The sequence below is a fragment of the Psychrobacter sp. DAB_AL32B genome (assembly GCF_002224105.1).
In the GTDB taxonomy this organism is placed as follows: domain Bacteria; phylum Pseudomonadota; class Gammaproteobacteria; order Pseudomonadales; family Moraxellaceae; genus Psychrobacter.
Window position 1 is genome coordinate 33,211 of sequence record NZ_NEXU01000008.1, and the last position, 17,573, is coordinate 50,783.

At 43.0% G+C, this 17,573-nt stretch carries 11 protein-coding genes, 1 other RNA gene, 2 pseudogenes and 1 other annotated feature; of the genes and pseudogenes, 7 read left to right on the plus strand and 7 right to left on the minus strand.

Features of this window, described 5'->3' with window-relative positions:
• Positions 1–263: 263 nt before the first annotated feature.
• The gene (gene alaS / locus CAN34_RS00920; protein WP_089554049.1) at positions 264–2,936 is read right to left on the minus strand and encodes an alanine--tRNA ligase; all 2,673 of its coding nucleotides are present in this window, start codon (positions 2,934–2,936) and stop codon (positions 264–266) included.
• A gap of 246 nt (positions 2,937–3,182) precedes the next feature.
• Positions 3,183–4,871 (minus strand): DUF389 domain-containing protein, encoded by a 1,689-nt coding sequence (locus CAN34_RS00925; RefSeq protein ID WP_089554050.1) that lies wholly within the window; start codon positions 4,869–4,871, stop codon positions 3,183–3,185.
• A gap of 316 nt (positions 4,872–5,187) precedes the next feature.
• Here CAN34_RS00925 and CAN34_RS00930 point away from each other — a divergent pair, with 316 nt between their 5' ends.
• Positions 5,188–5,400: a hypothetical protein gene (locus CAN34_RS00930; RefSeq protein ID WP_079692155.1), complete on the plus strand. Its 213-nt coding sequence runs from the start codon at positions 5,188–5,190 to the stop codon at positions 5,398–5,400.
• 213 nt (positions 5,401–5,613) lie between these two features.
• Here the strand turns inward: CAN34_RS00930 and CAN34_RS00935 are convergent, their stop codons facing one another.
• On the minus strand, positions 5,614–7,041 hold the full coding sequence (locus tag CAN34_RS00935) for a L,D-transpeptidase family protein (protein WP_089554051.1): 1,428 nt from the start codon (positions 7,039–7,041) through the stop codon (positions 5,614–5,616).
• Between the two features lie 289 nt (positions 7,042–7,330).
• On the opposite strand from CAN34_RS00935, the gene prmB reads away from it, so the two are divergent.
• A complete protein-coding gene (prmB, locus tag CAN34_RS00940) occupies positions 7,331–8,506 on the plus strand; it encodes a 50S ribosomal protein L3 N(5)-glutamine methyltransferase (protein WP_089554052.1) in 1,176 nt (391 codons plus the stop codon).
• A gap of 57 nt (positions 8,507–8,563) precedes the next feature.
• Positions 8,564–9,667, plus strand: coding sequence for a chorismate synthase (gene aroC, locus CAN34_RS00945; RefSeq protein WP_089554053.1), 1,104 nt, complete (start codon positions 8,564–8,566; stop codon positions 9,665–9,667).
• Between the two features lie 150 nt (positions 9,668–9,817).
• On the opposite strand, the gene CAN34_RS00950 is transcribed toward aroC, so the two are convergent.
• The 4 genes from CAN34_RS00950 to CAN34_RS00965 all read right to left on the minus strand — a co-directional run bounded on the left by CAN34_RS00950 (position 9,818) and on the right by CAN34_RS00965 (position 14,611).
• Positions 9,818–10,018, minus strand: a complete 201-nt coding sequence (locus CAN34_RS00950) for a hypothetical protein (protein WP_089554054.1) — start codon at positions 10,016–10,018, stop codon at positions 9,818–9,820.
• 175 nt (positions 10,019–10,193) lie between these two features.
• Positions 10,194–11,978, minus strand: coding sequence for a two-component system sensor histidine kinase CreC (gene creC / locus CAN34_RS00955; protein WP_089554055.1), 1,785 nt, complete (start codon positions 11,976–11,978; stop codon positions 10,194–10,196).
• Between the two features lie 88 nt (positions 11,979–12,066).
• Positions 12,067–12,882 (minus strand): response regulator, encoded by an 816-nt coding sequence (locus tag CAN34_RS00960; protein ID WP_089554056.1) that lies wholly within the window; start codon positions 12,880–12,882, stop codon positions 12,067–12,069.
• A gap of 361 nt (positions 12,883–13,243) precedes the next feature.
• Positions 13,244–14,611, minus strand: coding sequence for a glycerophosphodiester phosphodiesterase family protein (locus CAN34_RS00965; RefSeq protein WP_089554057.1), 1,368 nt, complete (start codon positions 14,609–14,611; stop codon positions 13,244–13,246).
• 160 nt (positions 14,612–14,771) lie between these two features.
• Here CAN34_RS00965 and CAN34_RS00970 point away from each other — a divergent pair, with 160 nt between their 5' ends.
• The 4 genes and pseudogenes from CAN34_RS00970 to CAN34_RS00980 all read left to right on the plus strand — a co-directional run.
• Positions 14,772–15,443 carry an alpha/beta hydrolase gene (locus CAN34_RS00970; protein WP_089554058.1) on the plus strand — a complete coding sequence of 224 codons (672 nt, stop codon included), beginning with the start codon at positions 14,772–14,774 and terminating at the stop codon, positions 15,441–15,443.
• A gap of 90 nt (positions 15,444–15,533) precedes the next feature.
• Positions 15,534–15,892: a transfer-messenger RNA gene (gene ssrA / locus CAN34_RS00975) on the plus strand.
• A 299-nt stretch (positions 15,893–16,191) separates the two neighbouring features.
• Positions 16,192–16,326 (plus strand): annotated as a pseudogene (locus tag CAN34_RS14415) (IS3 family transposase); the annotation flags it as partial.
• Between the two features lie 32 nt (positions 16,327–16,358).
• Positions 16,359–17,371: pseudogene (locus CAN34_RS00980) on the plus strand (IS3 family transposase); the annotation flags it as partial.
• Positions 16,427–16,543: a sequence feature (AL1L pseudoknot), on the plus strand. It overlaps the preceding pseudogene by 117 nt.
• Positions 17,372–17,573: the final 202 nt, after the last annotated feature.

The window sequence follows — 17,573 nt, forward strand, 5'->3', positions numbered from 1 at the left end:
TAATAACGATAAAGCCAGATTATAAGAACTGCGCCCATTATTTTTACTGTCTTTTTATGCTGATAGACTTTATATGCCCAGATTCCACTAAGCCTTACATTTTTATTAAATATGCTCGTTTTATCGGGCGTGGTACTTTATATCATATTAACGTCATAACTTTAAGTGTTGGCAGACGTTATATACATGGCGATTGGTTATAGCTGGTATAACCAATTACACATTCTACAGGCAAAAAAGCAGCATTTTACTCGACTTAATGTTTAGCCAAGCTGGGCTGCAATCCAAGCAGGTAAGGCCGCTATAATAGACGCACTGTTAGCAGACTTTGGCGCACCACCTTGTGCGTAGTCAGGTTTACCGCCACCTTTACCACCAAGCTCACCTGCCAAATGACGAATGATGTCGCCAGCTTTCACGCGATCAGTCACTGATTTAGCGACGTTTGCGGCTAGTGCTAATTGCTCATCTTTATCACCAATCAATACAATAACGCTATCTGGCAGTTTTGACTTGATATCATCCATCAGCGTACGGATTGATTTACCATCAACACCGCTCAAGGTACTGATAAGCACCGGTGTACCTGCGATAGTCTGCACCTCATCAAGCAAATTCGCTGCTTGGGCGCTGGCGATTTTCTGCTGCAAACGCTCGAGCTGTTTCTCTAAATCACGCTGCTTATCTGCCATGGTGCGTACACGTTGCGCCACTTCAGGACGCTTCACTTTAAGCTGACTTGCCAACTCGCTCAGTTGCTGCTCACTTTGCTGAATATTTTTAATTGCATTCATGCCAGTGACGGCTTCAATACGGCGGATACCAGCCGCAATGCCTGATTCGCTAGTGATTTTTAAGACGCCAATATCACCGGTACGCTGTACATGCAGACCGCCACATAGCTCGATAGAGAAGGGCTTGCGCTGACCATCTACGATGCTGTCTGTGCCCATGGTCAGCACGCGAACGTCATTACCATACTTTTCACCAAATAGCGCCATGGCACCTTGTTTCATAGCCTCATCGATAGACATGTTCTCGATACGGGTAGGGGTATTGGCTTGAATTTGTTCATTGACCAAACGTTCAATACGGGTAATTTCAGCGCTACTGACTGGCTTATCGTACGAGAAGTCAAAACGTAAGACTTCGCTTGAAACCAGTGAGCCTTTTTGTGTGACCTCGTTTCCTAGCACTTCTCTTAGCGCGGCATGTAATAAGTGAGTAGCAGAGTGGTTTTTGGCACTGGCCGCACGGATGCTAGAGAGCACTTGTGCGTCAGCTGTTTGCTTAGTATTAATTTCGCCCATAGTGACAACGCCATAATGAATAATGGCTTGCCCTGATTTTTTAGTATCTTGTACTTCAAAGACGCCAGTGTCGGTACGAATTTCACCCAGCTCACCAACTTGGCCACCACCTTCAGCATAAAACGGTGTACGGTCTAGCACAACCACGCCTTCCATGCCCTCAACTAAGCTGGCTGCTGGATTGCCATCTTGATAAAGTGCGTCAATCGTCACGCCTTCTTCTGCAAGCTGCTCATAACCGATAAACGTCGTTGGATTATCTACTTGGATGACACTACTGTAATCGACGTCAAATTTGCCAGCATCACGAGCCCGCTCACGTTGCGCTTGCATATGCTCATCGAACTCAGCTTCATCGATGACAATACCGCGCTCACGAGTGATATCAGCGGTCAAATCAAGCGGGAAGCCGTAAGTATCATAAAGCTTAAATGCCGCCTCACCAGAGAGTACGTCGCCTTCTTGCAAGCCTTCAAGCTCGCTGGCAAGTAAGCGTAAACCTTGCGCCAATGTCTTGGCAAATTGTGTTTCTTCTTTTTGAATGGCATTTTCAATCACGCTTTGCTTATCTTTGAGCTCAGGATAAGCGGTGCTCATTTCAGCCACCAAGGGTGCGACCATTTTATAAAAGAAATCACTGTCTGCGCCAAGCTTATTGCCATGACGAACGGCACGACGAATAACACGGCGTAGTACATAACCACGACCTTCGTTACTTGGCGTGACACCATCAGCAATCAAAAACGAAACAGCACGAATATGATCTGCAATGACTTTTAGCGATGACTGTTGCTGATTTTCAATATCTAAAATTTCAGCTGCGGCATCCATGAGATGAACAAATAAATCTATCTCATAGTTACCGTGTACGCCTTGCATGATGGCACTGATACGCTCAAGTCCCATACCGGTATCAACACTTGGTGCCGGTAGCGGCAGCATAGTACCGTCTTTTTGACGGTTAAACTGCATAAATACGCAGTTCCAAATCTCGATATAGCGATCACCATCTTCTTCAGGGGTGCCCGGTAAACCGCCTTCGATATCTGCGCCATGGTCATAAAAGACTTCGGTACAAGGACCACAAGGACCGGTATCACCCATCGTCCAAAAGTTATCTGAGGCGTAAGGCGCGCCTTTATTATCACCAATACGAATGATACGCTCACTCGGAATACCAATGTTTTTATGCCAAATATCAAAGGCTTCGTCATCGGTTTCATAAATGGTCACATACAAACGACTTTTATCAATCGCCAACCATTCATCAGAGGTTAAAAATTCCCAGATATATTCAATACCTGCTTGCTTAAAGTAGTCACCAAAAGAGAAGTTTCCGAGCATCTCAAAGAACGTATGATGGCGCGCCGTATAACCGACATTATCCAAATCATTATGCTTGCCGCCAGCACGCACGCATTTTTGCGAGGTCACCGCACGGGTATAGTCGCGTGGCTCCATACCCAAAAAGGTTTCTTTAAATTGATTCATGCCGGCATTGGTAAATAGCAATGTCGGGTCATTGTGCGGAATCAGACTAGATGAGGCGACGGGGGTGTGCTGCTTGCTTATGAAAAAATCGATAAAAGCTTGACGAATATCGGCTGAGCGAAATGGCTGGCTCACAGCGGCTCCTTACTGACGGATAGTATTTAGTAGAATAAGTAAAATAATTTTGCAAGCGATTTTAGCACAAACGTGCAAAGCGTGTTGAAGATTCACAAGCAAAGCCACGGTAAATGACGCTTAAATGTCTGTATTGACTAGGCGCTTTTATCAACTAGGTGTTGCTGTCAAGGTGTTATTAAATAGTCGGTTTGGGTTCTTTTGCAAGCTATCGCGCCGTAATGGAAGCGTTTTAGAGTGATGAAATCAATTGGTTAAAATAGTCACATCAGTCTCATCGAGTTTATCTTGAATCAGTGGATGCGATTCTATCACTTGTACCGGCATATAACGCAGCTGCAATCTAATAGGCAAATAATCAGGGAAATTGTTCGCTATATCTTGAGTAATGATTGTTTCAATTTGGCGGACGTCGTATGAGCTGGGCGTCGTCTCGCCGCGAATAACCGCACGAACGATTTGATTGCTATCTGTTCTATCAAACTGAGTATTGGTCAGCACATTGCCTTTATCACTAAAGTAGCTATTAATCGTCTCTTTCACGCTGCTTTCAAACACTTGCTGCTTGGCATTGGTCTGTAGATTGATGGTTAAATACGCTCCCAATCCGCCCAACAACAATAAGGTCACCGCGTTACGCCGCAAAAAGGTTAAATAGGTACTTGATTTATAATCGTCATCGATCAAGCGGCGAAAACCTAACAACCAAAGTACTAAAGCATTGGTAAATTGAATGGCAATAATATTGGTAAATGCTAGCAGCAATGCACCAAGTCCAAGCTGCATCTCGCCATTGGCAAATAAAATGCCACTTGCAGCAAGAGGTGGCACTAACGCTGTAGCAACAGCAACGCCCACCACTGCCACAGACAAGTGCGGCGAAACCATCGCATAAGCACCAGCAGTACCACCGGCTAGGGCAATCATTAAATCCATAGAAGTGGGCTGAGTACGTGATAATATTTCTGCTGTCAAAGGTTGCTCTTTGTGCAACCAGCCAACGATAAAACCAACCAATACTACCAAAGACACACCGGCAATGACGGTAAAGAGCGACTTGCGCAGCAGTGGCATGCGATGATCAATAATCGCTAGTGCTATCCCAGTAATAGGACCCAACATCATCGCAACCAGCATCGCGCCAATCACCACAGCTGCCGAATTGGTCACCAATCCATAGCTTGCGATGATGGCCGACAGTATGTTCATAATGAAATACATTTTGCTTGGTAGCGCATTTGCCTCAATCCTAACGCGCACTTCGGGATAATCTACTTTCTTATTGCTAAACTGTTCGGCAACAAATTGCTTATAAGACTCAAGCTTGGCTTCTTTTTTTTCTTTAACCTCTTCTTCTTGGTCTTCTTGGTCTGATTGAACGTTCTGTTGTTCTTTTACGTCATTTTTTACGATATTGTCGCCATTTGCCTGAGTATCTTGTTGTTTATTAACTTGCTGCTCATGCTTATTAATATCTTTCTGTTCGTTTGGCTTTATCTCTTTTTGTTCATGGTTATCTTCTGTGTCGACGCTTTCTTGTGAGCCTGCTTCTATAACGACTTCAGCGTCATTCGCTTTTTGAAAAAACGGTTCTGTTGGGTTCAACGCTTCGGATTCCACGCTTTCGCTAGCGTGATGAGAATCTGGCTCATCTGTCTCTAACGTTGCAACTACCACATCAGGGCCAAGTGTTTGCACTTTTATCTTAGTGTCAGGCTTTTTTGCAGCAGCCCGCTCTTTATGAGCATTATTTTTATGAGAGGGAGTATAGGGGTCTGTATCAATATCAACAGCCGTATTCAGCTCAGTATTATCGGATAATGTATCCTGTGCTTCTTGTCTATCCAACTCTCTATCCACCTTATTATTACCATTATTTGGTGAGTTATTTAGAGGCGGCGAATCAAGAGATGCATTAGTAGTAGATGAGGTCATAGAAGAGGGCGTTCTCAGATAGTCAAAGTTGGAGAATGAAAGCAAATTACTATTGTAATGATATATGGATGAACGCGTATGGTTTTTTTGCGACCAAACAGAAGGAGTTAGAAAGAGACAAACAGAAAAGAAGACAATACCTGTTAGCGGTATTTTTTAGAAGAAAATCATGCAATATAAATCAATAGTTATAACATGGCTATCAATCCGAATCACTTGATATAAATGGGCTAAGCGTCCACAAGAAAAGACTTACTATTTGTGTGGATTTAGTGTATAAAGTAGTTATACCCACACAAAAAATGAGGAATATATCATGAACTGGCCACTATTCTCCGTCATCTATTCAATAGCCGCAACTGTCACCATCGGTGTGTTCATGATTGCAGCATTGGTAACCGGATTTAATCAAATTCCGCATATTCAAATGGCAGTAGCAGCAGGCATCTTAATCTCCATACCAGCCGGATTATTTTTCACCAAAAAAGTTGGTAGCATTACAGGTAATGAGGAAGGGTATAAAGTATAGTTTTTGGAATAAGACGGTAGTTATAATAATAAATATTGTTTAGTTTGATAACGTTGTATGTCGTGAAAACCTTTAATAAAAAACAGCGCCTAAAAAAGCGCTGTTTTTTTATTGGATGTCGATAAGGGTTGTTTAAGCAAAAAGCTTATTTAAAATTGGCAAAAAAATACCTTGATTTGATAATCAAGGTATTTTTTTATGCATTAACATAACCTATTTTAGCTCAACGGTTGCACCATTCTCAATATTGGCATAAACCTCTAAAACGTCCCAGTTGGTCAAGCGCACACAACCTGCTGATGCTTGGCGACTGATACCTTCAGGCTTAGGTGAACCATGAATACCATATGACGGTTTAGATAAGCCCATCCATACGACACCTACTGGACTGTTCGGTCCCGGTGGCAGCATATGTACTTGCTTATCTGTGCCTTTGCCAATCGTAGCTTTGTACCACGGCATTTTTACTTTATTAATGATTTTAAACGTACCTTGTGGCGATGGAGTGGCGTCACTACCAATCGTCGTTGGATAGGTGGCAACCAGCTTATCACCGTTATAAGCATATAAAGTTTTATCGGCTTTGTTAGCGACCACACGGTTGATACGCTGCTTGAGTGGGGCGCGCGTATTTAAGACGGTGATGGTTTCGCCTGCTTTATACTGCTTGTTTTTATTAAGTTTATCTAAGTAACGCACATCCATATGGAAGCGTTCACCAAACATCTCTTTGATGTCTTGATAATACAAGCCTTTCATTTTTGATTTGGCTTCTGAGCCTGCAGGCGTGGTGGCAAAGTTAGTATTGATATCGTCTTCAACAATGGTATAAGTCACTAAAACTGGCTTATTGGCTGGAATGTTTTTATTTAAGGCATCCCATGTTTTTTGATCCATTTTACCGTTTGCTGGCAAGCCTTTCATGGTTTGGAAGTTAATGAGCGCTTTTTTACTGTTCATACCCCAGCCGCCATCAATAGCACCAGGAGAGGCGTGGTTCCAATCCAATAACGCCTGCATTTTGATGGTCATCGCTGAGTTAACTTTCATATTCGGTGTCCATTTTGCACCGTTTACTTGCTTGGCATAGTTAGATAAGTTCAGCGTAGTATGTTTTTTACCATCCACATCTGCGATACTCTTAATAGCAGTATCGTTTGAGCTGTCAGGCGTTGATGCACTAGGTGCAGCGAGGGCTTGGCCTTCACTAATATCGTCAGTACTATCAGATTGCACATCTTTAAGAGACAGCTCTTCTACGGTCATATTATCAGCGCTAACGGCTGCTGGTGCTGTATTTGCTTCGGCTTCCTGCTTTTCGTCAATCAGCTGAGTCATACGATCAGCTGGCTTGGCTTTGGTAGCATCTGGCTTAACGTTCGCACGAGCATCGGCTGAGCTACTGCGGTTTTCTTGTACATTCAGGCTAACTTTCTTGGCGATACCAGGAAGTGAGTCAGCCGAGCGTACGGGCAAGGTACGTGTATTATCAGTGGTGGCGGCAATAGCGCTCACACTAACAACAGCGATAGATATAGCGGTAATAAGAGGCTTTATTTTCATCATATTGGGATACTTGTGGTGGCTGCTAATGGAGCTATTATGCGCATAATTTGGATGCTTCGCAAACTTTTGACACATATTTTTTCGTTTAAGACTTGCTAAACGTCAACGGTTGACGTATTCACTACAGTTGGGAAATAATTTAGTCATGCTGGGGTAGAGTTGTAGCCAGTTTTTATTGATATTGCTTATAATCTGCTTTATAGCAACGCTATTTTTTTGCAGTAAAAAAGACAGTCATTGGCGCATTATCTTGTTTGCGTCTATAATGTCGGACAAGATGCTTATTTAATAAATCAGCTGTTAATTGAAAACCATTTAACCCATCCGCATGTAGTCAGTGAACATGTAATCAGCAAGGTGCGATATGTCAGAAGACCAAACAATGAGCGCAGAAGATTTTCAAAATCAATACTTTAGTGATGGTGAGTCACAAGGTATGGACGGTGATATAGAGTATGACTTAGAGACAGGGCTTCTCGGTGAGCACGATGAATTTGCCACCTTGCGTACCGAGCTTGAAGAGGCACGTGAGCAGCTGGTCACTATCCGTGACTTTATTCGTTTTTCAGTGACTCAGCTACGCAATTATGATGTGGTTGTCGCTCAAGGAACCACCGATGAATTTGCTGAAGCGTCTGCTATTGTATTGCATTCGCTATCTTTAGATTGGTCAGCCAATGATCAAATTCTCGATTGTCGCCTGACTACCTCGGAGAAGCAGCTGGTATTAAGCTTATTAGAAGAGCGTATCGCTGAGCGTAAGCCTTTAAGTTATTTAATCAATCTGTCTTATTTCTGCGACTTACCTTTTTATGTCGATGAACGTGTTTTAATCCCGCGCTCGCCCATCGCCGAGCTGATTCGTCAACAGTTTCATCCATACTTTGATGTCAATGAGTTGGCAAAGCCGCTTGCGGTCAGTATGAATAATCAAGCAGCTACTTTCTATGATCATGGGTTAGAGATCAAGCAGCTGTCGCAGCCTGAGCGTATTCTAGATTTATGTACCGGCTCTGGTTGTATCGCCATTGCGCTTGCGACACGTTTTGTAGATGCTTTGGTCGATGCGGTCGATATTGATAAAGCGGCGCTTGAGGTGGCGATGGTCAACGTTGATCATCATGACCTTGGTCATCAAGTAAACGTCATTGAGTCTGATTTGTTTGCTAAGATTCCTGCTGAACATCAATATGAGTTGATTGTTACTAATCCTCCGTATGTCGATGCCGCTATCATGGCAGACTTGCCACCTGAATTTTTGTACGAGCCTGAGCATGCCTTAGCAGCAGGTCAAGATGGGCTGGACTTGGTACATCGTATTCTTTTTGAAGCGCCAGATTATCTAAGCCCTGAAGGTTTGCTCGTCTGTGAAGTGGGTGATAGCGAGTGGGCGTTAAATCAGGCTTATCCTGAAATCCAGTTTGATTGGTTAAAATTCGCTCATGGCGGTCATGGTGTTTTTGCAATGACTTATGATGAGCTTATGACACATCGTCAGCTGTTCGCCGCTTACGTACAGCTCTTAGATAGAAATCAATAGATTTTATAACGATTAATAACATCATCAGAAGTAGACTTCATTTATTTAAGGATAAATATGGCAGGCAATAGTATTGGACAAATCTTTACTGTCACCACTTGTGGTGAGTCTCATGGTGCAGGTCTTATGGCAATCGTCGATGGCGTGCCACCGGGCTTAGCGTTATCTGAAGATGATTTACAGGTAGATTTGGATCGCCGTAAACCAGGGTCTTCTAAGTACTCGACCCAGCGCCGCGAGTCTGATGAAGTCGAGATTATCTCTGGCGTATTTGAAGGTAAAACAACAGGTACGTCTATTGGTCTATTGATTCGTAACACCAATCAAAAATCTAAAGACTACGGCGAAATCAAAGATACTTTTCGCCCTGGTCATGCCGATTATACTTATAGTATGAAGTATGGCTTTCGCGACTATCGTGGTGGTGGGCGCTCATCAGCACGTGAGACCGCGATGCGGGTAGCGGCTGGCGCTATTGCTAAGAAGTTTCTGCAAGATCGCTTGGGTGTACAAATCCATGGTCATGTTACTCAGATTGGTAATGAATACAGCAAGGTGCTAAATCCTAGTCAAATTGATTGGGAATTTGTGAATAGCAATCCGTTCTTTTGTGCGGATAAAGAGGCAATTGGTCGCTTTGAGACCTTGATAGACAATTTGCGCCGTGAAGGTACGAGTTGTGGGGCGCGTCTTGAGGTTATTGCAAGTGGCGTACCTGTCGGACTTGGTGAGCCGGTATTTGATCGCTTAGACGCTGATATTGCCCATGCGATGATGAGTATCAATGCCGTCAAAGGCGTTGAGGTTGGTGACGGCATGGCGGTGGCTGGGCAGTTCGGTCATAGTTCCCGTGATGAGCTGACCCCAGACGGTTTCACGGCCAATCATGCCGGCGGTATATTGGGCGGTATCTCGTCAGGGCAAGATATTCGTGTCAGTATCGCGCTTAAGCCAACTTCTAGCATTACTACTGCTGGCAAGAGTATCAATATGCAAGGCGAGTCGGTTGATATGCTGACCAAAGGTCGTCATGACCCTTGCGTTGGTGTACGAGCGACGCCTATAGCAGAAGCGATGTTAGCGATTGTATTACTCGATCATTATCTACGCCATCGTGGTCAAAATGCTGATGTAAAGCCGCCGGTAGAATCAATTACTTAGATTGTTTATCGTAAAACTATAAACCCTTTATCTTTTCTAATGATGTTTAATTAGAAATGATAAAGGGTTTTTTTATGGTTGATTTGTTATAAAAAATTAGAAAGCTAATAACGCAATCGATAAAGTCTAATCAGTAAAGTGAATAAATTTTTAAGCAGCTATTTGATAGTAATCAACAGCCACACATTGTTGGTGGCGAAATACCAATAGCAGTTGCTGACTGGGAATAGCGAGCCAATGTCCAAACTCAAGACTGTCGATGCCTTGATTCGATAAGTTTTGCGTACAATCGTGACGGCTATATCCTAAGCAGTTTTCTATAATTTGGTTTTGAGTAAGAAGATTGGGCATGGTTTTTCTATCCTTGATTTTGCTGACGACTTTGAATAACGCTATCGTAAAATAAAAAGATAGAAAACATGTGTAGGAATGATGGAAATTTAATGAAATGTCATTAATGATCTGGCTGTTAATGATTAAAAGGAGCTTTATTGAGGTGGGCGAGTAGTTATTCTACCCAAAGCTTTTATTCTTTAGCTAAAGGTAAAGTAATACTAACCATTACACCAAAACTTCGATGTTTGGTAGCGTCACTATTATCACTACTGTCATCACTATGAGCGTCAACATTATTAATGGCCACATGACCTCCATGATGTTCAATCACTTGCTTCACTAAGGTTAAACCAAGTCCAGTGCCTTTTTTGAGTGTGCTGTTAGACATACTAGGCTGTTCTTGTTTAATGTTTGGTGCTGAGTTATTGTGGGATGAAAAGGCTGATGAATGCTCTGACACATAGTTTGATGAATGATAAGTAGGCTGGCTTTGATGCGATAAGCTAAAATAACGGTCGAATGCTTTATTAACGGCATAGTCAGGCAACAATTTACCATCGTTAAAGATTTCGATAGTCACGGTTTGCGCTGCGCTATGCATATAGATAATAACCGTGCTTTCGGCAAAATGAATGGCATTATCTAACACGTTTTGTAGCACTTGTACCAACCAAAACTGGTCAGCAAAAACACTGGTATTTGCCAATATATTTGGTGGTAAGATTATTGTTTCAGTAAAATTTATATCATCAATATAGATTTTGATAGGTGTTAGATGCTGCTGTTGCAACTTAGCGCTATTGTCTTTTACAAGGGTTTGTAATAATGGCAATAGCGGCGTTAGCTGCCGATTCAGCTTAAAGCTCGGTTGCTCAATCTTGGCAAGTAATAGTAGCCGATCAATTAATTGCTGCATTTTGATGCTTTGTTCACCAATGGTTTGGATGAGCATCTGTCGATCTGCATTATCAAGTGCACTGCTATCAAGCCCGTCGTCTTCCAATAGTTCGCTGCTGGCGCGAATTGCTGTTAAAGGGCTTTTGAGCTCATGGGTGAGGGTATGGACATAATCAGTGACATAGGCTCGATTTTCCAGTCGGTGTTTCATAGATTCAATAGTATCTGTCAGGCTATTGAGTTCATGACCTAAGTAAAAATACGGCTTTTTGGTATCCTCGGCCAGCGCACTGGTATATTGGGTCACTAAGGTGATACTTTGCTTCAGCCACCATGCGACCAGTCCTGCTAGAATTAGGGCGACAATGCTCATCAGCAGCGCTGTAATAAGCATACGATTGCGCGTATTATCCAAATAAGGCAATACGCTAGCGACAGGCTTGCCAACGCTGACTATGCCAATCAAATTGCCAGCTTCATCCTTTATTGGTTGTGCCACATACATTATCGAGCTATCGCGCTTACTATTATTATCTGTGGTACTTCTCGCGCCATACTGACCTTTTAAGGTCAAATATACGTCGTTCCAGTGACTATAGTCTTGCCCTTCATCATTGTCAGGCTCGGTTAGGGAGTCGTATATGACCATACCTCTATTATCTGTCACGTATATCCGGAAGCTGCTATAGCTTTTGTTTCTATATTCTGGCTTTGTTGCTTTACTAATCGCTGGCGTGCCGATAAATGCCGTATCAAGTTTTGCTTGATAGTCTTCATCGTATAACTGTCTTGAAGACAATGGCAACTGCAAACTTGCTGCGAGTAATTTACTGGTATCTAATAACGTATCTTCGATGACTTGCTGTGCTGTCGGTTTGATATACCCAAACAGCTGAGTAAAAATCACCACACCGCAAATCATTATTACTAGCGCAACTGCTAACCAAATCCTAAAAAATATACTCAAATTCAGTAGTCGTTTCGGCTCAGTCGTTTGCTGCATGATGCCAATAGGATGTAGTTTTGCATACCAGTTGCTTTGGCTGGTATTAGCACTATTATTGGTTTTATGAGTCATAGGTTTAAAACTGCTATTAGTGCTCGGCAAGGTCGCTTTAAGTGTATAAGTATAAATATACTACTTAGTATCGAAGGAATATCAAAGCCTAAGCTGGACATAACGCATATCCAAGACCACGATGGGTGTGAATGACTTCAATGCTAGAATCGACGCTTGCAAGCTGCTTACGAATGGATTTGACATGGCTGTCAATCGTCCGTGCTAAGCGATGGTCAGGATAATCACTGACAGCATTGAGTAGCTGTTCACGGCTGAATACTTGATTGGGGGCTTTTAATAAGGTCAATAAAATTTTGCGTTCTGTGTTGCTCAGCTCCAGCTTGTGCTCTTGCCACAGCAGAGAGTAGTTGAGCGGTTGATAATGCCAGACACCAGATTGGCATTCAAACGTTAGCGCTTGCCCCGACATATTATTAGAAAGGCTGTTACTAGATAACGTGTTGCTCGATGAAGCATTGTCGGCGGTATTATTTGCCGTTTCTGTATGGTTATTAGCAGACTGCTCATAAAGTAATTGTTCACGTCGCCAAATGGCTTTTAGGCGGGCGACTAACTCTCTAGGACTAAAAGGCTTGGCACAATAGTCATCACCACCCATCTCTAAACCTAAGATACGATCGACCTCATCACTACGCGCAGTCAAAAATACCACAGGCACATCCTTGAGTGTTCCTATGTCAGGAGCATGACGTATCTGCTGGCACAAACTTAAACCATCACCGTCTGGCAACCCCACGTCTAAGATAATCGCTGATAAATCTTGCGCTTTTTCACTACGTAGCATCGGCAGTACGCTGCTGGCATTATCTAACCAAGTGATTTGCCAGCCTTCACGCTTGCAGGTGACTTTAAGCGACATCGCAATAGCAGGATCATCTTCTACCAATAAAATATGAGTCATAAGCGTTATATCGTTTTATAAAAAAAATTAAGCTAAAGTAGCGTCAATCACAGCTATATTTACAAAGATTGAAAAATGTTAATAAGGCGTCATACACTAAGTATCAATCTATTAAATTATCGTAGCATAAAAGTAGTGCTGTATTTTTCTAGCGCTCATTAAATATTGTGAAAAATTGATGGAAAAGCTGAAGTGCGATAGTTAAATAGTAGGCCGTCAAATAATACCGATACTATCAAACAAAATTTCAAACAGTTTAAATGATTAATTAAAAGCATTAATAAAAAAGACCAACTCAATCGCTGCTAAGTTGGTTTTTTAAATGCGTAGTGCCTAACGAAGTTTTTTGATGCAATGCATACTATTTTAAGCCTTTACAATTAGCATAATAGCTCACGGTCGCTGGCCAATCTGAGAAGATGCCTCTGACACCGACGTCTTGTGCCAGTACATCGATGTAGTTCATCATATCACCATCATTATTAATGGCATCGCCCAGACCACTATAATACCAGTCGCCGCCACCTGCTAGTGGTCCTGAGCGCTCAAGTGACCAGGTGAGAATATCAAGCCCATTGGCTTTAGCTTGTGTCGCGTATGTGGAAGGTATCATCTTGCCATTGCCATCGGTAGTGACCAATAGCCACGATGCCGGTGCGATAGTATTGACGCCGCGAGCTTTGATATCGGCTAATGAATGCTTCCACGTGGTCGGGTCGTTTTTATCAAAAGTCTTGCCTGCAGCGGTTTCATTGCTATCATCAATTAAGTAGATGGCATTGGCAGCAAAGAGTGGCTCGTTGTTAAGCCAATAGTCAAAATCTTCGATATTAAATGACTGCGGGTACACCTCACTGGCGGACACGCCTGCACTCTTATAAGTGTCAATCAACTGTTGACGGTAAGTATCTAAACTATAACCATTAAAAGGCATAGTAACGACGGGAGATTTCAGTTCAGGCGTGTGCTTCATGCCCAAGCTGCTGGCAAGCGCAATGTGCTCTTTTAAAGTGAGTAGTTCACCGTTTTGTGAATATAAGTCCGTTCGCCACGGCGCCGTTGCATTCATATACTCATTAATATTGGTCGCTTGAGGGTTCGCGGCGTCCATTTTTCCTTTAAGACTTTTGAATTCACTCGCGCTAATATCCGAGGTTCGGCATTCAATGTCCGCCGCATTGGTCAGTATTCCATTGCCATCCACTATTGGTGGTACGGTACATTGGTCAGCCAGTGTGGTCGCGAGAATGTTGGTGGTGGTATGTAAGTCGTTTTGTGCGTGGCGACATACCAGCTCGCCATCTTTGGTGAAAGCAACATCACACTCTGATATACCTGCGCCCATTTGTGCCGAAGCCACATAGCTGTCATAAGTATGCTCAGGAAACTGTAATGGTGCGCCGCGATGGGAAATAGAGAAGTCTGTCTTGCTAGGTATTTGCGCTTTGCAAGCCAGCAACTCGTCTTTGAGCGGGCTCTCATCCATATCATTGACCAGATAAAATGGTCGAACTCCATAGCTATATGCGACGGATTGGGTCGGTTCATCAGTAGTCGGTGGTAGAGTAGGCGGTACTGTAGTTGATGAGTCGCTATCTTCATCACAACCTATTAATAATAGGCTGCTGGTAATAGCCAAAGGCAAAGTAAAACTTATTTGAATAACTCGTTTAAGTGATACTCTCTTCAACTGATTGCGCTTAGCCACTGAATTATTCGAAATTGTCATGTAAACTGTCTCCACAAAAAATGCAAAATAATAAGTATGACTGTTATTGTCATTTACCTAGCACTCAAAGTATCGAGTCATGTTTAAGGAATGATGACAAACGAAACTATTTTGTAACTTTAACCCTATTTAAATTTTTGAATATTATTAAGGATCAATTATGAGTGAATATTTAGAGTGCGTCATTGTAGAACACAACCCCCATAAAAAAACTATTAATCGGTCAGTCATTTGGCTACATGGTTTGGGTGCCAGTGGTCATGACTTCGAGCCAGTCGTGCCGCAATTAGGATTGTCTGATGATATGGCTGTACGCTTCCTATTTCCCCACGCTCCACAGCGCCCAGTGACAATCAATGGTGGCATGGTAATGCCAGCTTGGTACGACATCTTAGAGATGAGCCTAGAACGGAAAGTTGATATTGCGCAGATTGAAGAGTCCTCTCAGCAAATCCATGACTTGATTAGTCGTGAAATAGAGCGAGGCGTGTCACCTGAACATATTGTTATTGCTGGATTTTCACAGGGCGGGGCAGTGGCTTATCATGTTGCGCTCAGCTATCCAGAGCGTTTGGCTGGCTTGATGACACTATCTACTTATTTGGCGACCAATGACAATATCAGCTATAGTGAAGCGAATAAAGACATGCCGATATTGATTGAGCATGGCACACACGACCCTGTCGTTCCGGTTGTTTTGGGTGAGCAGGCGCAGCAGCTACTATCAGAGAAAGGCTATAACGTCGTTTACCATACTTATCCAATGGCACATCAGGTTTGTATGCCGCAGATTCAAAATATAGGTAAGTGGCTGAATGAAGTATTGGCTTAGATGATTAAGCTGTAACGTAATGTAATGTAATACGAACTGCTAATAGGTTGCAAGCAGGCGTATAAGTGCTATATAATCATCGACCTTATTGGGGATGTTCTGGCTTCGACGCTGGTGATGAAACTCAATGATGCATGTCGAGAGTATATGTCCTCTCGTTAATCAAACATATATTGTTATAGTCGCAAACGACGAAAATTACGCTCTAGCAGCTTAAACCCTGCTTACTTGGTTGCTGATCACCTACAGTTGGTCAACTAAGTTGAAGCGTCCGCATGTAGGATCGCCACAAGTGATTGTCTCAATCGCTTGGGTTCAAAAGTAGAGAATCGGCTAATCCATCCTGACTGTCGGATCGGTGCAGACTAAAATTAAAGACAGAAACTAAACATGTAGATTCATGAGCGTAATGCTGGCGGACGCGGGTTCAACTCCCGCCATCTCCACCAAATATTAAAAATCCGATCACTCAATGTGGTCGGATTTTTTTGGTTTGGTTTGGTTTTAACGTTTTTAGTGCAAAATAGTGATAAATTGCAAAGTTAATTATCAATTTTATCTCTAAGGTTTATTTAGCATAGCTAAATCAGCGATATCATTAAATATATCGAGCTGTATTACAACCAAACTAGGATTCAAAAGGGTATGAGGTATAAATCGCCAAGACAGGTGTGGTTTGACTTTTACCGTCAGGCTGCTTAACTAAAATTCCCCAAGTTGTTGCTACGGATTTGACAGCAGGGGGCATGTTAAACTGGCAACCCTTGAATAGTTGGATTGGTTAAATAAGAGTCGTTTGCATAGCACGATTGGTTATGTGTCGCCTTTTGAGTTTGAAAAGCGGTATTATGATAATTTAACCCTGTCAGGCATTGCTGCCTGACTCAAGTAAAACACTCTCCGATATAGTCGGGGCGGTTCAAAGAGCTTGAACGCGAGAATAAAGAGCTTAAGCAAGCTAATGAAATCATCAGGAAGGCTGCGGCTTTTTTCGCCCAGGCGGAGCTCGACCGTCCACCCAAGTAATGATCAGTTTTATTAATGATAACAAAGCTGAGTATGGGGTCGAGCTGATCTGTAGAGTCCTACCGATTGCCCCGTCAACTTATTATCGTGCTCAAGACTTAAGCGACAACCCACACAAGCGTTCACTGCGCAGTCAGCTTGGCGACTTTTACATCGGTGAGATTAAACGTATTTGGCAGGTCAGAAAATGCCGTTACGGTGCGCGTAAAGTCTGGCAGCAGATGAAAGCTGATGGGTTAAAGGTTGCTCGTTGTACCATAGAGCGTTTAATGAGCCAGCATGGCCTACAAGGCGTTTGGCGCGGTAAAGGTAAAATAACAACTCACAGCCGTGATGATCAAAAGCGTGCTGATGACTTGGTCAATCGCAACTTTAATGCCCAGCGTCCTAACCAGCTCTGGGTTGCAGATTTTACTTATATCAAGACGACTAGCGGCTGGGTCTATACCGCTTTTATTATTGATGTGTTTGCTCGCGCTATCGTTGGCTGGAAGGTCTCTAATCGTATGAACACCGATATGGTGATGGCCGCTTTAAATCAAGCGATAGCTGATAGAAACAACCCTAAGGATGTGATTCATCATAGCGATAGCGGGGTTCAGTATTTATCCATCCGCTATACTGATAAGATGGCTGATTCTGGCGTCATTGCATCTGTTGGCACAACAGGCGATTCATACGACAACGCATTGGCTGAAACGGTCAATGGGCTTTACAAGTCTGAGGTGATTTATTATTTGAAAGAGAGCTGGATTGGCATTAACGATGTTGAACTGGCAACTCTTGAGTGGGTGGACTGGTTTAATAAAACCCGTTTGCATAGCACGATTGGATATGTGTCACCCTTTGAGTTTGAAAAGCGGTATTATGATAATTTAACCCTGTCAGGCATTGCTGCCTGACTCAAGTAAAACACTCTCCGATATAGTCGGGGCGGTTCAGAGTGAGTCAATCGTATTTGCCGTCAGCGTATAACTCCCTGCCACCACATCCGACTGGGTAGCGCCTGACTGCCTGACTATTGTTTTCGCCGTCCAAAGCGTGGAAGCAAGGATGCTGTCTTTGCTGACGAGTATCACATCAGGAGCACCTAACACTTCGGTG